General features: G+C 66.3%; 14 protein-coding genes. 4 read left to right on the top strand and 10 right to left on the bottom strand.

The window, feature by feature from the left end; all coding sequences use genetic code 11:
• Positions 1-406: 406 nt before the first annotated feature.
• Complete coding sequence (locus ACQRCJ_RS00480) at positions 407-1,759, bottom strand: alanine/glycine:cation symporter family protein (RefSeq protein ID WP_427799163.1); 1,353 nt, start codon at positions 1,757-1,759, stop codon at positions 407-409.
• A 207-nt stretch (positions 1,760-1,966) separates the two neighbouring features.
• Between ACQRCJ_RS00480 and ACQRCJ_RS00475 the strand changes: the two genes are divergently transcribed.
• Entirely contained in the window at positions 1,967-2,920 is a 954-nt protein-coding gene (locus ACQRCJ_RS00475) for an alpha/beta fold hydrolase (RefSeq protein ID WP_240937656.1), read from the top strand.
• Positions 2,921-3,170: 250 nt separating this feature from the next.
• Here the strand turns inward: ACQRCJ_RS00475 and ACQRCJ_RS00470 are convergent, their stop codons facing one another.
• Positions 3,171-4,427 carry a competence/damage-inducible protein A gene (locus ACQRCJ_RS00470; protein ID WP_427799162.1) on the bottom strand — a complete coding sequence of 419 codons (1,257 nt, stop codon included), beginning with the start codon at positions 4,425-4,427 and terminating at the stop codon, positions 3,171-3,173.
• A gap of 38 nt (positions 4,428-4,465) precedes the next feature.
• Positions 4,466-5,164 carry a glutamine amidotransferase gene (locus ACQRCJ_RS00465; RefSeq protein WP_168935206.1) on the bottom strand — a complete coding sequence of 233 codons (699 nt, stop codon included), beginning with the start codon at positions 5,162-5,164 and terminating at the stop codon, positions 4,466-4,468.
• A gap of 153 nt (positions 5,165-5,317) precedes the next feature.
• Here ACQRCJ_RS00465 and ACQRCJ_RS00460 point away from each other — a divergent pair, with 153 nt between their 5' ends.
• Both ACQRCJ_RS00460 and ACQRCJ_RS00455 read left to right on the top strand, forming a co-directional pair.
• Positions 5,318-7,009 carry a diguanylate cyclase domain-containing protein gene (locus ACQRCJ_RS00460; protein ID WP_427799161.1) on the top strand — a complete coding sequence of 564 codons (1,692 nt, stop codon included), beginning with the start codon at positions 5,318-5,320 and terminating at the stop codon, positions 7,007-7,009.
• Positions 6,999-8,000, top strand: a complete 1,002-nt coding sequence (locus ACQRCJ_RS00455; protein ID WP_168935204.1) for an RluA family pseudouridine synthase — start codon at positions 6,999-7,001, stop codon at positions 7,998-8,000. Before ACQRCJ_RS00460 ends, ACQRCJ_RS00455 begins: the two co-directional genes overlap by 11 nt.
• Before the next feature lie 128 nt (positions 8,001-8,128).
• Here the strand turns inward: ACQRCJ_RS00455 and ACQRCJ_RS00450 are convergent, their stop codons facing one another.
• The 6 genes from ACQRCJ_RS00450 to ACQRCJ_RS00425 all read right to left on the bottom strand — a co-directional run bounded on the left by ACQRCJ_RS00450 (position 8,129) and on the right by ACQRCJ_RS00425 (position 12,781).
• Positions 8,129-8,524, bottom strand: coding sequence for a PaaI family thioesterase (locus tag ACQRCJ_RS00450; RefSeq protein WP_168935203.1), 396 nt, complete (start codon positions 8,522-8,524; stop codon positions 8,129-8,131).
• 90 nt (positions 8,525-8,614) lie between these two features.
• Positions 8,615-9,517 (bottom strand): Tim44 domain-containing protein, encoded by a 903-nt coding sequence (locus ACQRCJ_RS00445; protein WP_300705791.1) that lies wholly within the window; start codon positions 9,515-9,517, stop codon positions 8,615-8,617.
• A 168-nt stretch (positions 9,518-9,685) separates the two neighbouring features.
• Positions 9,686-10,669, bottom strand: a complete 984-nt coding sequence (locus ACQRCJ_RS00440) for a DUF4198 domain-containing protein (RefSeq protein WP_427799160.1) — start codon at positions 10,667-10,669, stop codon at positions 9,686-9,688.
• 83 nt (positions 10,670-10,752) lie between these two features.
• On the bottom strand, positions 10,753-11,574 hold the full coding sequence (locus tag ACQRCJ_RS00435; RefSeq protein WP_303933354.1) for a ComF family protein: 822 nt from the start codon (positions 11,572-11,574) through the stop codon (positions 10,753-10,755).
• Positions 11,571-12,158, bottom strand: coding sequence for a flavodoxin family protein (locus ACQRCJ_RS00430; protein WP_239463769.1), 588 nt, complete (start codon positions 12,156-12,158; stop codon positions 11,571-11,573). Before ACQRCJ_RS00430 ends, ACQRCJ_RS00435 begins: the two co-directional genes overlap by 4 nt.
• Positions 12,158-12,781, bottom strand: a complete 624-nt coding sequence (locus ACQRCJ_RS00425) for an MBL fold metallo-hydrolase (RefSeq protein WP_300705794.1) — start codon at positions 12,779-12,781, stop codon at positions 12,158-12,160. Before ACQRCJ_RS00425 ends, ACQRCJ_RS00430 begins: the two co-directional genes overlap by 1 nt.
• A gap of 145 nt (positions 12,782-12,926) precedes the next feature.
• On the opposite strand from ACQRCJ_RS00425, the gene ACQRCJ_RS00420 reads away from it, so the two are divergent.
• Positions 12,927-15,431: a tetratricopeptide repeat protein gene (locus ACQRCJ_RS00420; RefSeq protein ID WP_204625003.1), complete on the top strand. Its 2,505-nt coding sequence runs from the start codon at positions 12,927-12,929 to the stop codon at positions 15,429-15,431.
• A 359-nt stretch (positions 15,432-15,790) separates the two neighbouring features.
• Here ACQRCJ_RS00420 and ACQRCJ_RS00415 read toward each other — a convergent pair whose 3' ends face one another.
• Positions 15,791-16,285: a protoporphyrinogen oxidase gene (locus tag ACQRCJ_RS00415; RefSeq protein WP_427799159.1), complete on the bottom strand. Its 495-nt coding sequence runs from the start codon at positions 16,283-16,285 to the stop codon at positions 15,791-15,793.
• Positions 16,286-16,332 lie beyond the last annotated feature (47 nt).

Here is a 16,332-nt window from a genome sequence, read left to right as displayed (position 1 = left end):
GATAGGCAAGAGGGAGAGGTGCAGAGCCGGGAAGCGTCTTTACACGTTGGGACGGCCTCCGAAAAGCAGGGGCAGGTAAGCGGAGGTACAGGACATGTGCTGTACCTCCGGCCCCCGGCAACGACCGTGACGGACAGGCGGAGGTCAGCAGGCAAGTCTGTTCGCGGCAACAGGGGCCAGGCACTCGGGACGAAAAAAGGCTGCCGGGACTGAGGGCGCAGGCAGCGCGGCAGACGTCCGGTCTTCGGTCTGCCGCGACGTCCGGGAGATTTTGCAGGGCACAGGACGGAAGAAAGCCCCCGCAGGGCAGGGGCTTTCCGTTCGGAAGGCGGACAGCGGCAGGATATGACGGATGCCGCTGCGTGATGGAGCAGGCAGGAGGAGGGGGGATCCCCTGCTTCGGGGGCTATCCTTCGGAGGTCGGTTCCTTCTTGAGGGAACGCAGGTAGGCCAGGGTCTCGGCCTTGACCACCGGGGTCAGCATGATGAGGCCTATAAGGTTGGGGAAGGCCATGAGGGCATTGAAGATGTCGGACAGGGTCCAGACCAGATCCAGCTTCATGGACGCGCCCAGGCCGACGGAGATGATGAAGGCCCAGCGGTAGGGGATGATGGCCTTGCTGCCCAGCAGGTATTCGATGGCCTTTTCGCCGTAGTAGCTCCAGCCGAGGATGGTGGAGTAGGCGAAGAGGATGATGCCGATGGTCACGATAAGGCCGCCCAGTTCGCCGGGCAGGCCCGTCTCGAAAGCATAGGAGGTGAGGGGGGCGCCGTTCTTGCCGGAAGTCCAGACGCCGGTGACAAGGATGACCAGGCCGGTCATGGAACAGACCACCAGGGTGTCGATGAAGGTCTGGGTCATGGAGATGAGGGCCTGCACCACGGGCTGGCTGGTGCGGGCGGCCGCGGCGGCGATAGGAGCGGAACCCAGGCCGGATTCGTTGGAGAACAGGCCGCGGGCCACGCCCAGACGGATGGCCATCATCACCGTGGCGCCGGCAAAGCCGCCGGTGGCCGCCACAGGCTGGAAGGCGCTGGACACGACCATGGCCAGGACGCCGGGGATCTCGGTGATGTGCATGAGGATCACCGCCAGAGCGCCCAGCACATAGAGGGCGATCATGACGGGCACCAGCAGGGCGGTCACGCGGCCGATGCTGCGCACACCGCCGATGATGACGGCGGCGGTCAGGCCCATGAGCACGATGCCGGTGATGCCGGGAGCGATGGAAAAGCTGTGGTTGAGGGCGTCAGCCACGGAATTGGACTGCACCATGCTGCCGATGCCGAAGGTGGCGATGGCCGCGAAGAAGGCGAAGAGCGTGGCCAGCCATTTCCAGCCCAGCCCGCGCGAGATGTAGTACATGGGGCCGCCGCTGAAGGTGCCGTTCTCGTTCTGCACGCGGTATTTCACGGCCAGCACGGCCTCGGCGTATTTGGTGGCCATGCCCACAAGGCCGGTCATCCACATCCAGAACAGCGCACCGGGGCCGCCGATGTAGATGGCCGTGGCCACACCGGCGATATTGCCGGTGCCCACGGTGGCGGAAAGGGCCACCATCAGGGCCTCGAAGTTGGAGATGTCGCCCTGGGCCTTCCTGTCGGGGGTCTTGCGGACGATGAGGGTGAATGCGTGGATCAGATGACTGAACTGCAGGGCTCGCAGGGAAAAGGTCAGCCACAGGCCCGTGCCGACCAGAAGGATCATCAATGGCCATCCCCAGACATACCCAGAAACCGTGTTCAAGAAATCCAGCATGTTCCCTCCCGGAAAAGAGGCCGCAGCCGCGTGCCTCCCGGCGTCTTTGCATTAAACTGAATACGCCGTTGTTTATAAATATTAAACCATGCTATAAAATTTTTTTGCGACTGCAAAGGGGTTTCAGCCGCAAAAGCTCACATCTTTCACATTTCATCCAAGGCCGCTCCTGCGGGGATGATCCGGGGAGCGGACACGGGGGGAACCATGATCCGTTCACTTCTGTCCTGCCTGCTGATGCTGCAGGTGCTGCTTTTTTCCCTTCAGGTCGCCACGGTCCAGGCCCGTGCTGATGCCGCCACGGAATATCAGATCCAGACCTTCCCGCTGGAGCGCAACGGCGTCGCCCTGCATCTGCAGCGTCTGGCCGTGGCCGGGACGCAGCCCCAGCGCCAGATCCTGCTGGTGCACGGCCTGACCTATTCCTCGCATGAGTTCGACGTGAACTATGCCGACTACAGCCTGGCCCGCTACCTTGCCGCGCGCGGCTTCGCTGTCTGGACCTTCGACGTGGCCGGTTATGGTGAATCCCAGGAAGTGGAAGACGGCTTCATGCCCAATTCCGACTATGCCGCCGAGGATGCTGCGGCCGCCGCGGCCGAGATCCTCAAGGTCTCCGGCCAGAAGAAGCTGGATGTGCTGGGCTGGAGCTGGGGCACCGTCACCAGCAGCCGCTTCGTGGCCCGTCATCCCGAGATGGTGAAGAAGCTGGTGCTGTATGCGCCCATCATGGTGGGCCTGGGTGCCGCCGAAGTGAAGGTGCCCTTCAACCACAATACCTGGCTGCATGCGGCGGGCGACTTCCAGACCACCAAGGACGGCGCCATCGACTACACCATCGTGGACCCGCAGGTGGTGGCCGTGTTCCAGTCCAACTGCTGGCGCTATGACAAGGACTCCAGCCCCAACGGCGGCCGCCGCGACCTGCTGGTCTCCGCGGAGACGCCTCTCATCGACCCCGCCGCCATCCGGGTGCCCACCCTGGTCATCGGCGGTGACAAGGACCCGTACCTGAACCTCGACAGCATGCGGGCCGCCATGAGCAAGCTGCCTTCCGGCTCCAAGCTGGAGATCATGCCCGGCGCTGCCCATGCCATGATGATGGAAAAGCCCTATTACAAGGAATTCCGCCAGAAGGTGGTGGAGTTCCTGGAACACTAGTCCCGGGCTGCGACAGGCCGGGATACCGGCTTGACGGAAAAGCCCGGTCATGACATACCGCCCCGTCCATCAGCTCATGCCGATAAACGGGGCGGTATCGTTTCAGGGAAGAAAGGGAGACGGCAGCGTGTTCGACGTACCGGAGCACGGCTGTCTGCCATGCGGGCAAGCTGCCGGTCTTCACACCGGGATGGGGCGCTGTGCAGGATGTTCCGGGGAAGGACGCTCCTTCCCGGCTTTGAGCAGGCTGCTACGCCTCCATCTCCACAGGCAGGCCGAGCATGGCGCGGCGCAGCATGTCCAGGGCGTGGCTGGCGGCGCGCTGGCGGGTCCAGGCCCGGCCCATGTAGCGGCCGTGGGGGCGCATGACGCGCAGCCAGGTCTGCCGGCCGTTGCTGAGGGCGATATAGACCAGGCCCACGGGCTTGGTGGCCGTGGCGCCGCCGGGGCCCGCGATGCCGGAGATGCCCACACCCCAGGTGCTGCCGTAGCGGGTGCAGGCCTGTTCGGCCATGCAGCGGGCCACTTCGGGGCTGACGGCCCCCACGCTGGCCAGCAGCTCTTCGGGAACGCCCAGCAGCCGGGTCTTGGCTTCGTTGGCATAGGTCACGACCCCCTGATGGAAGACCGACGAGGCACCGGCCACGTCGGTGATGCGTTTGGCCAGCAGGCCGCCCGTGCAGGATTCGGCCGTGGTCAGGGTCTCGCCGCGTTGCAGCAGCAGGGGCACGACGACGCTTTCCAGATTTTCCACGTCCACGCCGTAGACGTGTTCGCCCAGACGGCGGCAGACGGCATCCCGCACGGGGGCCACCAGCCGTGCGGCCTCTTCGGCGGTGGCGGCCTTGGCCGTGATGCGCACGAACATCTCGCCATCGGTGGCATAGGTAGCCACTGTGGGGTTGGCGGCACCGGTCATGTCGCGCAGCCGCAGTTCGGCATCCCCTTCGCCCAGGGCAAAGGTGCGCACCATGCTGGAGTGGATGCAGGCCCCGGTCTTGCGGGCAAGCCAGGGCACGACCTCGTCATGCAGCATGGGCAGGAGCTCGGACGGCGGGCCGGGCAGCAGGATGACCAGCTTGCCGCCTTCCGCAGGCGCGGCGCAGCCCGGGGCCGTGCCCACGCTGTTGGCAAAGGCGTGGCTGCTGCGCGGCAACCAGGCCTGCTTGTACTGGTTCTCGCCCACGGGCCGGTCACCGAAGTATTCCCGCAGCCTGCGCAGGCTGTCCGCATCTTCTTCCAGCGGCAGGCCCAGGACGCGGGCCACGGTCTCCTTGGTGAGGTCGTCGTTGGTGGGGCCCAGGCCGCCGGTGGTGATGATCAGGTCGCTGCGCTGCAGGGCGGCGCGCAGGCATTCTTCCAGGCGGGCGGCGTTGTCGCCCACCACGCAGGCATGGTGCAGGTCGATGCCCAGGGAGGAGAGGGCGCGGGCCACATGGGCGGCGTCCGTATTGATGGTGTGGCCGAGCAAAAGCTCGGTGCCCACGGAAATGATCTCGGCTTTCATGCGATGTTCCTTATCTGTGGGGATGCGTCGGGGCGGGCTCAGGCGGTGAAGACGCCGGTCAGCCAGCGGCGGAAGAAATCTTGTCCGGCGGCCGCGGCACGGCTGCCCAGATCGCGGGCATCCTGACGGATGGCCGCCACGTCCAGACCGGCGGCGGCCAGTTCGCAGGCATGGCCCATGAGCCAGTGCTCCATGCGGGCGGCGTCGGCCTCGGCATGGAATTGCAGGGCCAGCTGGCCTGCCCCTGCCTGAAAAGCCTGATGGGGCGTGATGTCCGTGGAGGCCAGCAGGGTGGCGGCGGGCGGCAGGTCGAAGGTATCGCCGTGCCAGTGCAGCACGGGGGCCCCGCGCAGGGCTGCCAGGGGCGAGGCTGCGCCGGCTTCCGTCAGCTGCAGGCCGCCCCAGCCGATCTCCTTGGCCTTGCCCGCATAGACCGCCGCGCCCAGGGCCTGTGCCATGAGCTGGGCGCCCAGGCAGATGCCCAGCAGGGGCCGTCCTTCGCCCAGGCGGCTGCGGACGAGCTCCAGTTCACGGGAAAGGAAGGGATAGGCCGCCCCGTCGTGGACGCCCATGGGCCCGCCCAGGACGATGCACAGGTCGGCATCGCGCCAGTCCCGTGCATCCGGGAGGCCATCCGCCACATGGCAGGCCTGTATGGTCCAGCCTGTTTCAAGGAGTACGGGCGCGAATGTCCCAAGATCTTCAAAAGCCAGATGTTGCAGTACGCAGCAGCGCATGGGGACCTCCTGTGAGGGAGCGTCGTCCGGTGTCATGGAAGGTACGGGCGCTCCCGCTGCCCCCTGTCATACACGCGGAATGCCGGGAGGGAAAGGCTTGCTCCCTTCATGCGCTTTTGATAGGAAATCATGTATGATACCCGGGATGACCCTATGAGTGATGTACCTTTACCGGCTGACTGGTATGAATCCCATGTCATGGGTGCCGCAGACCCCCTTTGGCAGTGGGACGTCCACAGTGACCGCATCGTCCTGAGCCCGGAGGCCGCCAACCTGCTGCAAGGCGGGGCGGGGAATGGTTACCGGGGCGAATGCGGGGCCTTCTGTGACGGCCTTGCCGAAGACCGGCAGGAAAGTGTCCGGCAGCTCTTCGGTAGCCTGCGCCGCTCTTCCTTCGACAGTGCCATGGAGATCCTGCAGACCGTGGGCGAGGACATCATCTGCTGCCGGGCCATCGTGCTGGAGCGTTTTTCCTGCGGCACGCCCCGCCTGCTGGTCGGGGCCCTGACCAGGCTGGACGGCAGGGGCTGGTTGCATGAGACCGGCGCGGAAGGCCGGTGGGTCTATGATTGCGCCTGGGAGGAATATACGCTGGACAGGAACTGTGCCCGGCTGCTCCGCCTTCCCGACAGCGTCGGCCTGCGTCTGCCCCGTCAGACCATCCGGGACATGCTGGGGGCCGATGCCGCACGCTTTTTTTCCAGCCGCTTTTCCCGGCTCCTGAACGCCCGTGACCATGACGGCAGCTTCGTGGAGCGCGCGCTGCTGCATTTGCCGGACGGCAGCCGTAAAAATTTTCTGGTTTCCGGCACCCTTGTGGGCCATGACGATTCCGGGCAGCCCGTCTATGTGACAGGGAACCTCGTGCAGCGGGGCGGGGAAGAACCTCAGGAAGCCCTTTCCAGCAAAAGCTGCGAGATCTCCCTCATGGCCCTGTTCGGCAGCGGTGACGGCCTGTGGGACTGGAACATGGAGACCAACACCATCTACTACAGTCCCCGCTATACCGCCATGCTGGGCTATGACAGGAGCACTTTCGGCAACACTTTCGAAAGCTGGCGGGACAAGCTGCATCCCGATGAGCGTCCGGCGATCCTGAAACGGCAGATGGACATCATCATGTCGCCCCGCTACGGTGACAGTTACGAACATTCTTTCCGCATGCTCAAGGCAGACGGCACCTATTGCTGGATACTGAGCCGGGCCCGCGTTCTGCGGCGCAACGCCCACGGTCGCGCAACGCGCCTCATCGGCCTGCATACGGACATCACCACCACCCAGGGAGAGCGCGACCGGCTGGCGGAGATGATCGAATACGATCCCCTGACGGACGTCCACAGCCTGGTCTATTTCCATAACGAGCTGGACCGGCTGGACATGCAGCCGGACAAGGTGGTCAGCATCATCAGCTGCGACGTCAACGGACTGAAACTGATCAACGACTATCTGGGACACGACACCGGCAACAGCATGTTGCAGACGGCCGCCCGTCTGCTGCGGAGCTCGCTGCGTTCCACGGACTGCGTAGCCCGGCTGGGCGGTGGCGAGTTCGCCGTGCTGCTGCCCCGGTGCAATCTGCGCGATGCCGCGCGGGTCCTGGAAAAGATCAGGGCGGTGTTCCGGCATTACAACGAACATTCCGGCAATGTGCCGGTCATCATGTCCTTTGGCCTTTCCGGTGCGGAGGAGGCACCCTCCCTGCGGGAGGCCCTTGCCCTTGCCGACCGCCGGATGCTCCACGAAAAGCACGGCAGCCGGCTGGTTTCCGGCCATGCCATCAAGGCCTGGATAGAAAAACGCAAGGATTGCGTGGTATCCCTGGAGGAGAGCCGATATGATGGGTGAAGCGCCCGACCCCAATACAGTCATCGTGGATCCCCGCGAAGGCGGGCAGAAGCTGCTGCAATTCCTGCAACGGCGTCTGGATCTGCCGCCGTCGCTGCTGCATCGCTGGATCCGCACGGGTCAGGTCCGCATCAATGGTGGCCGGGCAAAACCGTTCGGCCTTGTGGCCGCGGGCGACAGCGTGCGCCTGCCTCCCTTTGCTCTGGGCATGAGCCGCCGGAGCAAGGCCACGGGAGGTCAGGCCTCCCCGGAGCAGGAGCATGAGCCGCGCCAGCGGACACAGGCCCTGCCCCCTGCCCCCCGTCCATTGCAGAAGGACGGGGACCTCTGGGTCTTCTGCAAGCCGGCGGGCCTGCCCACGCATCCCGGCACCGGCCACGAGGACAGTCTGTCCAGCCGTCTGGCGGCCCGGGCAGGGGATGCCCCGTTCAAGCCCACGCCTGTCCATCGTCTGGACAAGGACACTTCGGGCATCCTGCTGGTGGCTGCCAGTTTTTCCGTCCTGCGCGAGCTGACCACGGCTCTGCGTGAACGGCGGATGAAAAAAGAATATCTGGCCTGGGTGGAAGGGCGCTGGCCCCATACGGGGGTGCGCCTGTTCCGGCACTGGCTGCGCAAGGAGGCCGATAACGGCCGGGAACAGATGCATGTCCGGCAGACCGGCGCACCGGGCAATGGGGAGACGGAAGCCCTGCTGCTGGTCCGGCCCGTACGGGTGGAGGATCGTCGCAGTCTGCTGCTGGTCCGTCTGCTGACCGGGCGCACCCACCAGATCCGGGCCCAGCTTTCCTCCCTGGGGCATCCCATCGAGGGGGACGTCAAATACGGGGCCCGCGGACGTGCCGCAGGGACGCCCATGTACCTGCATGCCATGCGGGTCATCCTGCCGGATGGACGACGTTTTGCCTGCCTGCCCGACTGGCCCGCCGACAGGCTGCCGCAGGCCGTGCCGGACGAGATCGACGAGGCGGCGGCCCGGCAGGGGAACTGAATCCTAAGATGACCATAAAGAAAGGGGACGGCATGATGCCGTCCCCTTTTTGTGTGCTTGTTGCCTTGCCGGAAGGAGAGCGCCTGCCGGTAAAGGACGCGCAGGGAAAAAGGACTTTTTCGCTCGCGTTAGCGGGGCAGGGGCACGTTGGTCTGGAAACCGGTGGCCAGACACTTGGCCACATGGGCGCCGCTGCCGTCATAGACGTTGACGTCGTAGGTGAGCACATGGGCGCCGTTGCGCACCAGACGGGCTTCGGCCTTGAGGGGGCTGACCATACCGGGGCGCAGGTACTCGATGGTGGTGGACAGGCTGACCACACCGTGGTCGTTGCCGGCATTGGCCGCACAGCCGAAGGCCACGTCGGCCAGGGAGAAGATGGCGCCGCCGTGGGCCACGCCCATGCCGTTCTTGTGGTTCTCGGTGATGGGCATGGTCACGCGGGCATATTCGCGGCTGACTTCTTCGATGCACATATCAAGATGACGCACGAGCTTGTCGTGCTTGCGGACATAACATTCCATGTGGACTCCTTGCCCCGCCGGGCGGGGGATAAAAAAGGCCGGAAGAACTTCCGGCCCCGGTTACTTAGTAATAGTTCTTCTTTGCGTATATTACGCTACTTGCTGGATGCCGTCCAGCTTCCAGGTGCCACCGTCGAGCTCACGGACGAAATGCCAGATCTCGCGCATGTTGGAAGGCGTAGGCTGATCGGGACGTTCGCGCATGAGGACATCGAAGTAGACCTGGGCGCGCTGTTCCTTGTCTTCATTGACCACGCTCAGGAGCTGGGCGTTGACCAGCAGGATCTCGGTCTTGCTGGGTTCGGTCTCTTCGGCCAGCTGCTGACGCACGGCGTCCATGACGGCCGGGCTGGCGAACTGGGCGATATCGTTGAGATCACGGCTGTCCCAGGCAGCCTGGAGGCGGTTGTAGGCCATCTTGGCGCCGCGCAGGAATTCTTCGGCATCGAAGTCGGCGGGCATGGGGATGACCACTTCGGGCTGGCTGTTGTAGGCATTGTTCTGGCCGCTCAGGGTGTCCCAGCCGGAAGCCGCGGTGTCGTTACGCTGCAGGGGGGGCTCCATGCCGCCCATGGGAGCGTTGCCGGCACCGGCGGGCGCGGGCTGGGCCTTGCTGCGGGCGCGGGCAAAAAGCTTCAGGCCCACGAAGAGCAGGATGCCGAGCAGCAGGATGTCCATGATGCCGCCACCGGAGAAGCCGCCGCCGAAGAGCAGGGAGCCGATGAGCGAACCGGCCAGAAGGCCGCCGAGCAGGCCACCCATACCGCCGAGGAAGCCCTTGCGCTGGGGCTGCTGGGCCTGGGCCGCCTGCTGGCGCTGCTGCGTGGACTGGCGCTGCATGGCGCTGGGGGCCTGGGCGGGCTGAGACATGGAAGGACGGCTGCCGAAGGAACGCCCCCCGCCCAGACGGGCCGCATCGGCGGTGTCGGGCAGGGCATACATACAGGCGCCTCCCAGCATGATGAGCATGGTCAGGATAGCTTTGATCTTCATTGATGTCTCCGTAAGGGTAAAGATGCGTTCAGGCTTCTTTTCTCAATACCATTTACTATAGCTGGCTTGGGCAAAAAGGCAAGGCCCGCAAGGCTCTCCCGGGGGGACGGCCGGGGCTGCACGGTGATAATCGCGGGAAATACCTGCTGAAAAAAGTGTATTTTCGGCCTACCGGTTTTTGTCGGGCTGTTCCGCCGCATCCACGTACAGCCAGAGGACGCTCCCCAGGATCAGGGGCGTGGGCTGGCCGTCAGGGCCCTTGAGGGGCTGGCCGGGCACTTCCACCACGCAGCACCACCAGCCGGGCGCTCCGGGGGTGAAGGTGAACTGGCCGTCGGCATCGGTGCGGGCTTCCAGATCATGCTGCCAGGGCAGGGGGCCGGTCTTTTTTTCCGTGCGGATGCGGTCCATGTATACACGGGCATTTGTCAGGGGACCGTCAGGACCCAGTGCCTTGCCCGTAAAGCTGCTGCCTGCGGTCAGGCCGAAAGGCCGGGTCAGGGGCAGGATCTCCAGGCGCAGTCCGGCGGGCCGCTCCCAGCCTTCTTCCACGCCGCAGACCGGCAGGATGCTCTTGACGTACTGCTGCTCGAAGCATTGCCGTTCCGCATTGAGGCGCGGGCGGGTCTCGGTGATGAACTGGTAGAGGCCGGGCTGGTCGATGGCCACATTGGCGCCCCAGGCCTTGGTATCCAGGTACAGGCTTTCTTCCATGTCGCCCAGCAGGTCACGGCGCTCGGGCTGGGGAGTCCCGTTGACGAAACGGGTCCCGGCATCGTGCCGCAGCACGGCGAAGAGCTGCGGCATGTCCATGGGCTGGGCGGCATGTTCTCTGGGACGCATCAGGCTGATGAGCATGTCCACCTCCGCATTGAGCGGCGGCGGGGCGGGCTGGGCGGCAGCTTGGGCCTTGCTCTCCTCACCGGCGGCTTCGGCAGGGGCCTCCTTGCCGCTGTCGGCGGTGTTCTTGGTTTCTTTGGCGGCAGGCGCTTTGGCAGCCTGGGGTTCCGTGCCTTTTTTCTCGGCGGGGACGTCGATGAAGGTATGGCTGGGGATGAGCAGGGTGACTTCGGCGCGGGCCGGGGCAGGGACAGTCAGGGAGACGGCCAGGGACAGCATACAGCCCAGCAGGGCGGCACGTGGCAGTGACATGCTTCGATCCTTATTTTATGGGTAATATAGGGCAGATGTAGCAATTTTCCCCATTTTTGTCATGCGCCATTTCCAGAGGCGCCTCAGGGACGGGGCGTCCGCGCCAAGGCCAGGACATCCACGCGCGCGGCCCCGGCCCGACGCAGTTCGGCGCTGGCGGCCCGCAGGGTGCTGCCGGTGGTGATGATGTCGTCCACCAGCCACAGGTGCAGCCCCCGGACGTCGGCAGCCTGAAAGCTCCCGGCGGCGTTGCGCTGCCGCTGGGCCGCGGTGAGGCCTGTCTGGTGAGGGCTGTCCGCCGGACGGCGCAGCAGTCCGGGACGGACAGGAAGGGAGAGCAAGAGCCCCAGCGCCACGGCCAGCTCATGCGCCTGGTTGTAGCCGCGTCGGCGCAAATGATCCTCATGCTGGGGGATGCCCAGGACGGCGTCGGGCAATGGCAGGCAGGAGGCGGCATCGGCCAGCATCCCGGCCAGCAAGAAGGCCAGGGCCGGTTTGCCGCCGTGCTTGAAACGCAAGATGAGCTGGCGCAACGGCCCGTGGTACTGGCCGTGCAGTGCCAGTCCCTGCCAGGGAGGCGGGGAAGTCAGGCAGTCTCCGCACAGCAGCGGCTGCCCGGCGGCAGGCCAGGGCAGGGGGAGCCCGCAGGCCCGGCAGCGGCCCCCGACGTACGGGCCCAGGGCCCGGGCACAGGCGGGACAGAGGCCGTGGGCCAGCATCCCGGCTTCCGGGCCGGAGCCGCCTGTCCCGTCATCCTCCACAGGCGTGCCGCAGACCGGGCAGCGGTGTTCGCTGAAGCCCAGCAGACGGGTCAGGCGGAACAGGAAGGAGGAACGCCGCAGCGGCGCCTCCGGGACAGCGCCGGGTCTCCTCTCCCTGACGTGATCCCGCCCGGCAGGGCTCACGGGCGGCCCTCCGCCAGACGGACGGCCCAGTCCCGGCCCCAGCGCTCAAGATCGGCGCACAGGTCGGGACGGGAAAGCAGGTCCTCGGGACAGGCCAGGCCCCGAAGGGTGCGGGTATCCGCTATCCGGGCGCCGAAGCTGGCAAAAAAGTATTTCAGGCCCAGAAGGCTGCCGGTGAAGAGCTGTTCCCCGCGCGGACGGGCCGCCGCCAGAGCCGCCAGCACCAGGGGGCCTTTGCCTGCCGGTCGGCCCGCCTCCACCCCGGCCCAGATGCGCTGGGAACGGTCCACCAGCGCCTTGGCCTGGGCGGGCAGGCCGTAGAAGTAGACGGGGGACGTCCAGAGGACCACGTCCGCGGCGGCGATGGCCGCAAAGACGGCCTCGGCATCGTCCGTCCGCGCCAGCGGGCAGACATGGGGCGCGGCGTCACAGCTCTGGCAGCCCCGGCAGGGACGGATGTGCTTTTCCTGCAGGGCGATCTCCTCCACGGGCCCGCCGCCGGACAGTCCCCCGGCGATGAGGCGGGCCATGGTATGGGTGGTGCCGTTGGCGCGGGGACTGCCCAGCAGGGAAAGGATGCGCATCAGACGAAGTCCCCGCAGAAGGGGTTGTTGCGGCGTTCGTTGCCGATGCTGGTGGCCGGGCCGTGACCGGGCAGGACGGCCGTTTCTTCCGGCAGGGCGAAGAGCACCTTGCGGATGGAATGCAGCAGGGTGTCGTGATCGCCGCCGGGGAAGTCCGTGCGGCCCAGGGAACGGTAGAAGAGGGCATCACCGGTGAACACGGCCTTTTCGTCCGGGAAGTAATAGGAGACGCCGCCGGGGGTATGGCCGGGGGTGTCCAGCACGGTGCAGGCCATGCCGCCGAAGACCTGCGGTCCCGTGGGCAGGTCACGGCTCTCGAAGGCAGGCACCGGCGGGAAGCCCCAGATGCCGCCGTCGGAGGATTCCGTACCGATCAGGCAGGCATCGTGGACCGGAGAGTAGACAGGGGCGCCGGTCTCCTTCACCAGCGTGGCCACGCCGTACATATGGTCGAAGTGGCGGTGCGTGAGGCAGATGGCGGCCAGCGTCAGGCCCTTGGCGCGAAGATCGTGCAGGATGGGGGCGGGATCGCCGCCGGCATCGATGACCACGGCCTGGCCGTCCTTGTAGACGAGGTAACTGTTGGTCTCCAGCGGACCCAGAGGATAGACGGAATACGGCATGGGATCCTTCCTTTTGCGAATGGGATTTTCTTCTAGGTAGCGCAGGAGGGTCCGGGGGGCAAGCCCGCCCGGTACCGGCATATTCGCGGACGATATTTCTTGATTTTTTCTAGACAATGCCCGGGGGGACAACTACACTGGCGGCATGAATACCGCTCCTTCCGCCTGTGACCTGACCCGCAGGGACCTCATGGACATGGACGCCCTCCTGATGCAGGAACTGGGCAAGTTCATCCAGTGTTCGCACCATGCCCTGTACTTCCCCACCACCCATGCGCCGCGCCAGCCGGAACTGCTGCCGCGCGAACGCCGCCTGCTCCTGCCCCTGTACCGGCAGGGGAGCCTTTTGGGCGTGCTGATGCTGCACGGCGTCAAGGTGAGGGATGCCCGTCTCCTGTTGCCGCAGCTCCCTGCCATCGCTGACCTTTGCCTGGAACTTCTGGCCCGGGTCAAGGCCACGCGCGTGGATGCCGTCACCGGCCTTGCCACGGAGAACGTGCTCTACGGCTCCATGGAAGACGAGGCCGCCCGGGTGCGCGAGATATTCGCGGACCCCTCCCGCGGGGACGGACAGAGCTCCCCCCTGCACCGGCTGTGCATGGGGCTGGTGCTGCTGCATTTTTCCAACGGGCGCGAGATCGTGGGCCGCATGGGCTTCCGCTTTGCCGATGAGCTCATGCGCCGCGCGGCCGAAGCCTTGCAGGAGGAGCTGCCGTCGGATGTGGTGGCCGCCCGTGTGGGGCGCTTCGGCATGGCCCTGCTGCTGCCGTCGGTGAGCGGCCGCAGCGCCTGCCAGAAGATGGCCGAGGCCGCGCTGGCCCGCATGGCCGGGGCCGCCATGCCCGCCCCCCTGACGGGCAGGACCATACGTCCCCGTCTGAGCGCCGGACATGCCGTGTACCCGCAGGACATGGAGGGCGCCGAGCTGCGTCTGCCCATGTTCGAGCAGGCCCGCATGCTCATGGAACGTGCCCGGCTCGCGGCCCGCATGACCTCCCAGCCGGGAGCGCCGCGCGTCATGCCCTTTGCCCGCATCCTTCAGGACGGCGGTACCGTGCTCCGGGCCCTGCCGCAGGGCCGGGTGCGGGTGGGGCTGGGGGCCCAGGCCAAGGCCCGCGAAGGCATGCGTTTCGCGGTCTGGGGGCCGTCGGGACAGGAAGGCTCCGGCAACCAGTACAAGGGCGAAGTGGTGCTCCTGCAGGTGCGGGAATTCCACTCCGTGGCCGAGACCGTGCATCTGGCCGATGCCACGGCGCCGCTGGAAGCCGGGGACAGGCTCAGCCTGCTGGAAGTGCCCTCCCTTGCGGCGTCGCATCCCCATACGCCGGGCGGCAAGACCGCTGCCGCCGATGCATCCGGCACGCCCGGGCAGGAAGGGACGGCCGCGGCGGATAAGGAAACGGAGGAGGCTTCCGCTGCCGGGAGCGTGCAGGAGGTACGCGCCCGCATCCCCGTTCTGGAGGACGGCTCCTGCGCGGGCATCTACGGGCATGGGGACTTTTTGCATCTTTTTGCCCAGGAGAAAGAGCGCACGGGGCGCTTCGTGCTGGCCATCGTGCGGGTGGATGTCCCGCATGACGCACGGCAGGAAGCGGCGCTGGGCGAATGCCTCGCGGCATGGCGGCAGATCCCCGAACTGTGCGCCGGGGAACCGCTGGCGGGGCTCTATGGCAGCAATGCCCTGATCTTTTTCCATGCGGACAGCAGCGCCGAGACGCTGTTGCCCCACTATGCGGCCCTGTGCACCCGGCTGGAAGGGGCCGGACTGCCGGTCTCGGCCGGTCTTGCCGGGTATCCCCTCCTGCACTACCGCAAGGGCGAGATGCCCGACTGCGCCCTCAAGGCCTTGGAGTACGCCCAGCTGCTGCCTTCGCCGCGCGCGGGCCTGTGCAATTCCCTGGCCCTGAACATCAGTGCGGACCGCCGCTATGCGCTGGGGGACGTCTTCGGCGCCATCGACGAATACAAGCTGGCCCTGCTGGCGGATGCGGAAAACGTGCTGGCCCGCAATTCCCTGGGGGTCTGCATGGCCGCTCTGGGGCGTTATCACGAGGCCCGGCGGCATTTTCTGGAGGCCCTGCGCTACAAGGGCGATGCCGGGCCGGAACGGCAGGAGCGCATCGCCCAGACCCATTACAATCTGGGCACGGTCTGCCAGCAGCTGGGCGAGCGCCGTGCCGCGGCCCGCTATTACCGGGAATGCATCAAGGACGCCCCGGAACACGTCTATGCCCATCTGCGTCTGGGGCAGCTGTGCGAGGAGGGCGGACGCCGCAACGAGGCCCGGCGCTTCTATGAGCTGGCCGCCGCCATCGAGGACAGGCAGGCGGAGCAGGCCGGGGAACAGCGGCCCAGCCTTGCCCGGCGCTATCTGGCCCGGCTCGCGGCCCGGCAGCGGCATGGCGGCGAGGCCCGCGAACTGCTGCACGATACCCTGCTGCGCAATCCTTTCGATGCCGCGGCCATGCTCCTGCTGGCCCGCCTGTATCTGGACGGCGACGAGGATCCGGCCATGGCCGAGCTGCTGGCCCGCAAGAGCGTGGGCCTGCGCGACACGCCCGAAGGCTGGCAGGTACTGGCCCGGGCCCTGCGCGCCCTGGGCCGTGAAGAGGAAGCCAGCCTGGCCGAGGCGCATGCCTCCGTGGGCTAGCGGCAACGTACGGGCAGTGAAGGAAGAGGCCCTTGCCTCGTTCTTCTGTCTGTGCTTGTGAGGGCAAGGGGACGCCCGCGCCTTCGGGGAGCTGTCGGCGGCCCGGCAACTCTTCCTCCGGACGGGCCGGGAAGGAAAAAGGATGGGCGGCCCTCCCTTCATCCGGGAGGGCGGGAAGATATTTCTCCGCTTCGTGTGTCCGGCGGAGAGGATGCGGGACGGATCAGCCGTACCGTGCATCGTGAAGAGGGGGGAGCCTGCGGGTCCCCCTCTTTTCGCATTTGCGGCGGACGGGCATGAAAAAAGGCCACCCGCATGGCGGATGGCCCCGGATGTTCGCGATGTGTGGAAGGCCAGGCCTAGCGGCCCAGCAGGGCCTTGCTGGCCGGGGTCAGGCCGCGCAGGCTTTCCACGACCCTGGCCGTGCCCAGACCGGCCGGATCCTGTTCCATGATGATGAGGATGCGGGCGTCATCGGCGCTGACGCGGGTCAGGGTCTCCATGGCCATGGCCCGGCTGCGGGGCGTGCCGCGGAAGATCCACATGGCGCCTTCCTGCTGCAGGTCCGTGGGAGCGTCCTGCATCTCGCGCATGCGGGAAGCAAAGGTCCTGGCGTCCATCTTGTCCTTGTTGGGCAGGATGAAGATGGTGATGTGGGCCTCCACGGCTTCCTCGCCGCGCTTGCCCAGCAGGAGCATGTATTCGTCCGGGTGTCCGCTCTGGAAACCGGGACGTTCGTCACTGGTCCAGCCGTCGGGCAGGTCCACGGCGAACTGGCTGAAGGTCTTTTCGGCGGCCGGAGTACTGACGGCGGCGGTCAGCAGAAACACGAGAGCAAGAAGAATATGGCGCATAACGGATCCTTTGGAGTGGGGTAAGATGTTCTCGCCAGCATAGCCCG

The sequence above is a fragment of the Desulfovibrio sp. SGI.102 genome (assembly GCF_050314315.1).
In the GTDB taxonomy this organism is placed as follows: Bacteria; Desulfobacterota; Desulfovibrionia; order Desulfovibrionales; family Desulfovibrionaceae; genus Desulfovibrio.
This window is presented reverse-complemented; position numbering and strand designations above follow the sequence as displayed.

Coding starts and splice junctions, on each gene's coding strand:
- ACQRCJ_RS00480 (WP_427799163.1), bottom strand. CDS start 1,759: ATGCTGGATTTCTTGAACACGGTTTCTGGGTATGTCTGGGGATGGCCA.
- ACQRCJ_RS00475 (WP_240937656.1), top strand. CDS start 1,967: ATGATCCGTTCACTTCTGTCCTGCCTGCTGATGCTGCAGGTGCTGCTT.
- ACQRCJ_RS00470 (WP_427799162.1), bottom strand. CDS start 4,427: ATGAAAGCCGAGATCATTTCCGTGGGCACCGAGCTTTTGCTCGGCCAC.
- ACQRCJ_RS00465 (WP_168935206.1), bottom strand. CDS start 5,164: ATGCGCTGCTGCGTACTGCAACATCTGGCTTTTGAAGATCTTGGGACA.
- ACQRCJ_RS00460 (WP_427799161.1), top strand. CDS start 5,318: ATGAGTGATGTACCTTTACCGGCTGACTGGTATGAATCCCATGTCATG.
- ACQRCJ_RS00455 (WP_168935204.1), top strand. CDS start 6,999: ATGATGGGTGAAGCGCCCGACCCCAATACAGTCATCGTGGATCCCCGC.
- ACQRCJ_RS00450 (WP_168935203.1), bottom strand. CDS start 8,524: ATGGAATGTTATGTCCGCAAGCACGACAAGCTCGTGCGTCATCTTGAT.
- ACQRCJ_RS00445 (WP_300705791.1), bottom strand. CDS start 9,517: ATGAAGATCAAAGCTATCCTGACCATGCTCATCATGCTGGGAGGCGCC.
- ACQRCJ_RS00440 (WP_427799160.1), bottom strand. CDS start 10,669: ATGTCACTGCCACGTGCCGCCCTGCTGGGCTGTATGCTGTCCCTGGCC.
- ACQRCJ_RS00430 (WP_239463769.1), bottom strand. CDS start 12,158: ATGCGCATCCTTTCCCTGCTGGGCAGTCCCCGCGCCAACGGCACCACC.
- ACQRCJ_RS00425 (WP_300705794.1), bottom strand. CDS start 12,781: ATGCCGTATTCCGTCTATCCTCTGGGTCCGCTGGAGACCAACAGTTAC.
- ACQRCJ_RS00420 (WP_204625003.1), top strand. CDS start 12,927: ATGAATACCGCTCCTTCCGCCTGTGACCTGACCCGCAGGGACCTCATG.
- ACQRCJ_RS00415 (WP_427799159.1), bottom strand. CDS start 16,285: ATGCGCCATATTCTTCTTGCTCTCGTGTTTCTGCTGACCGCCGCCGTC.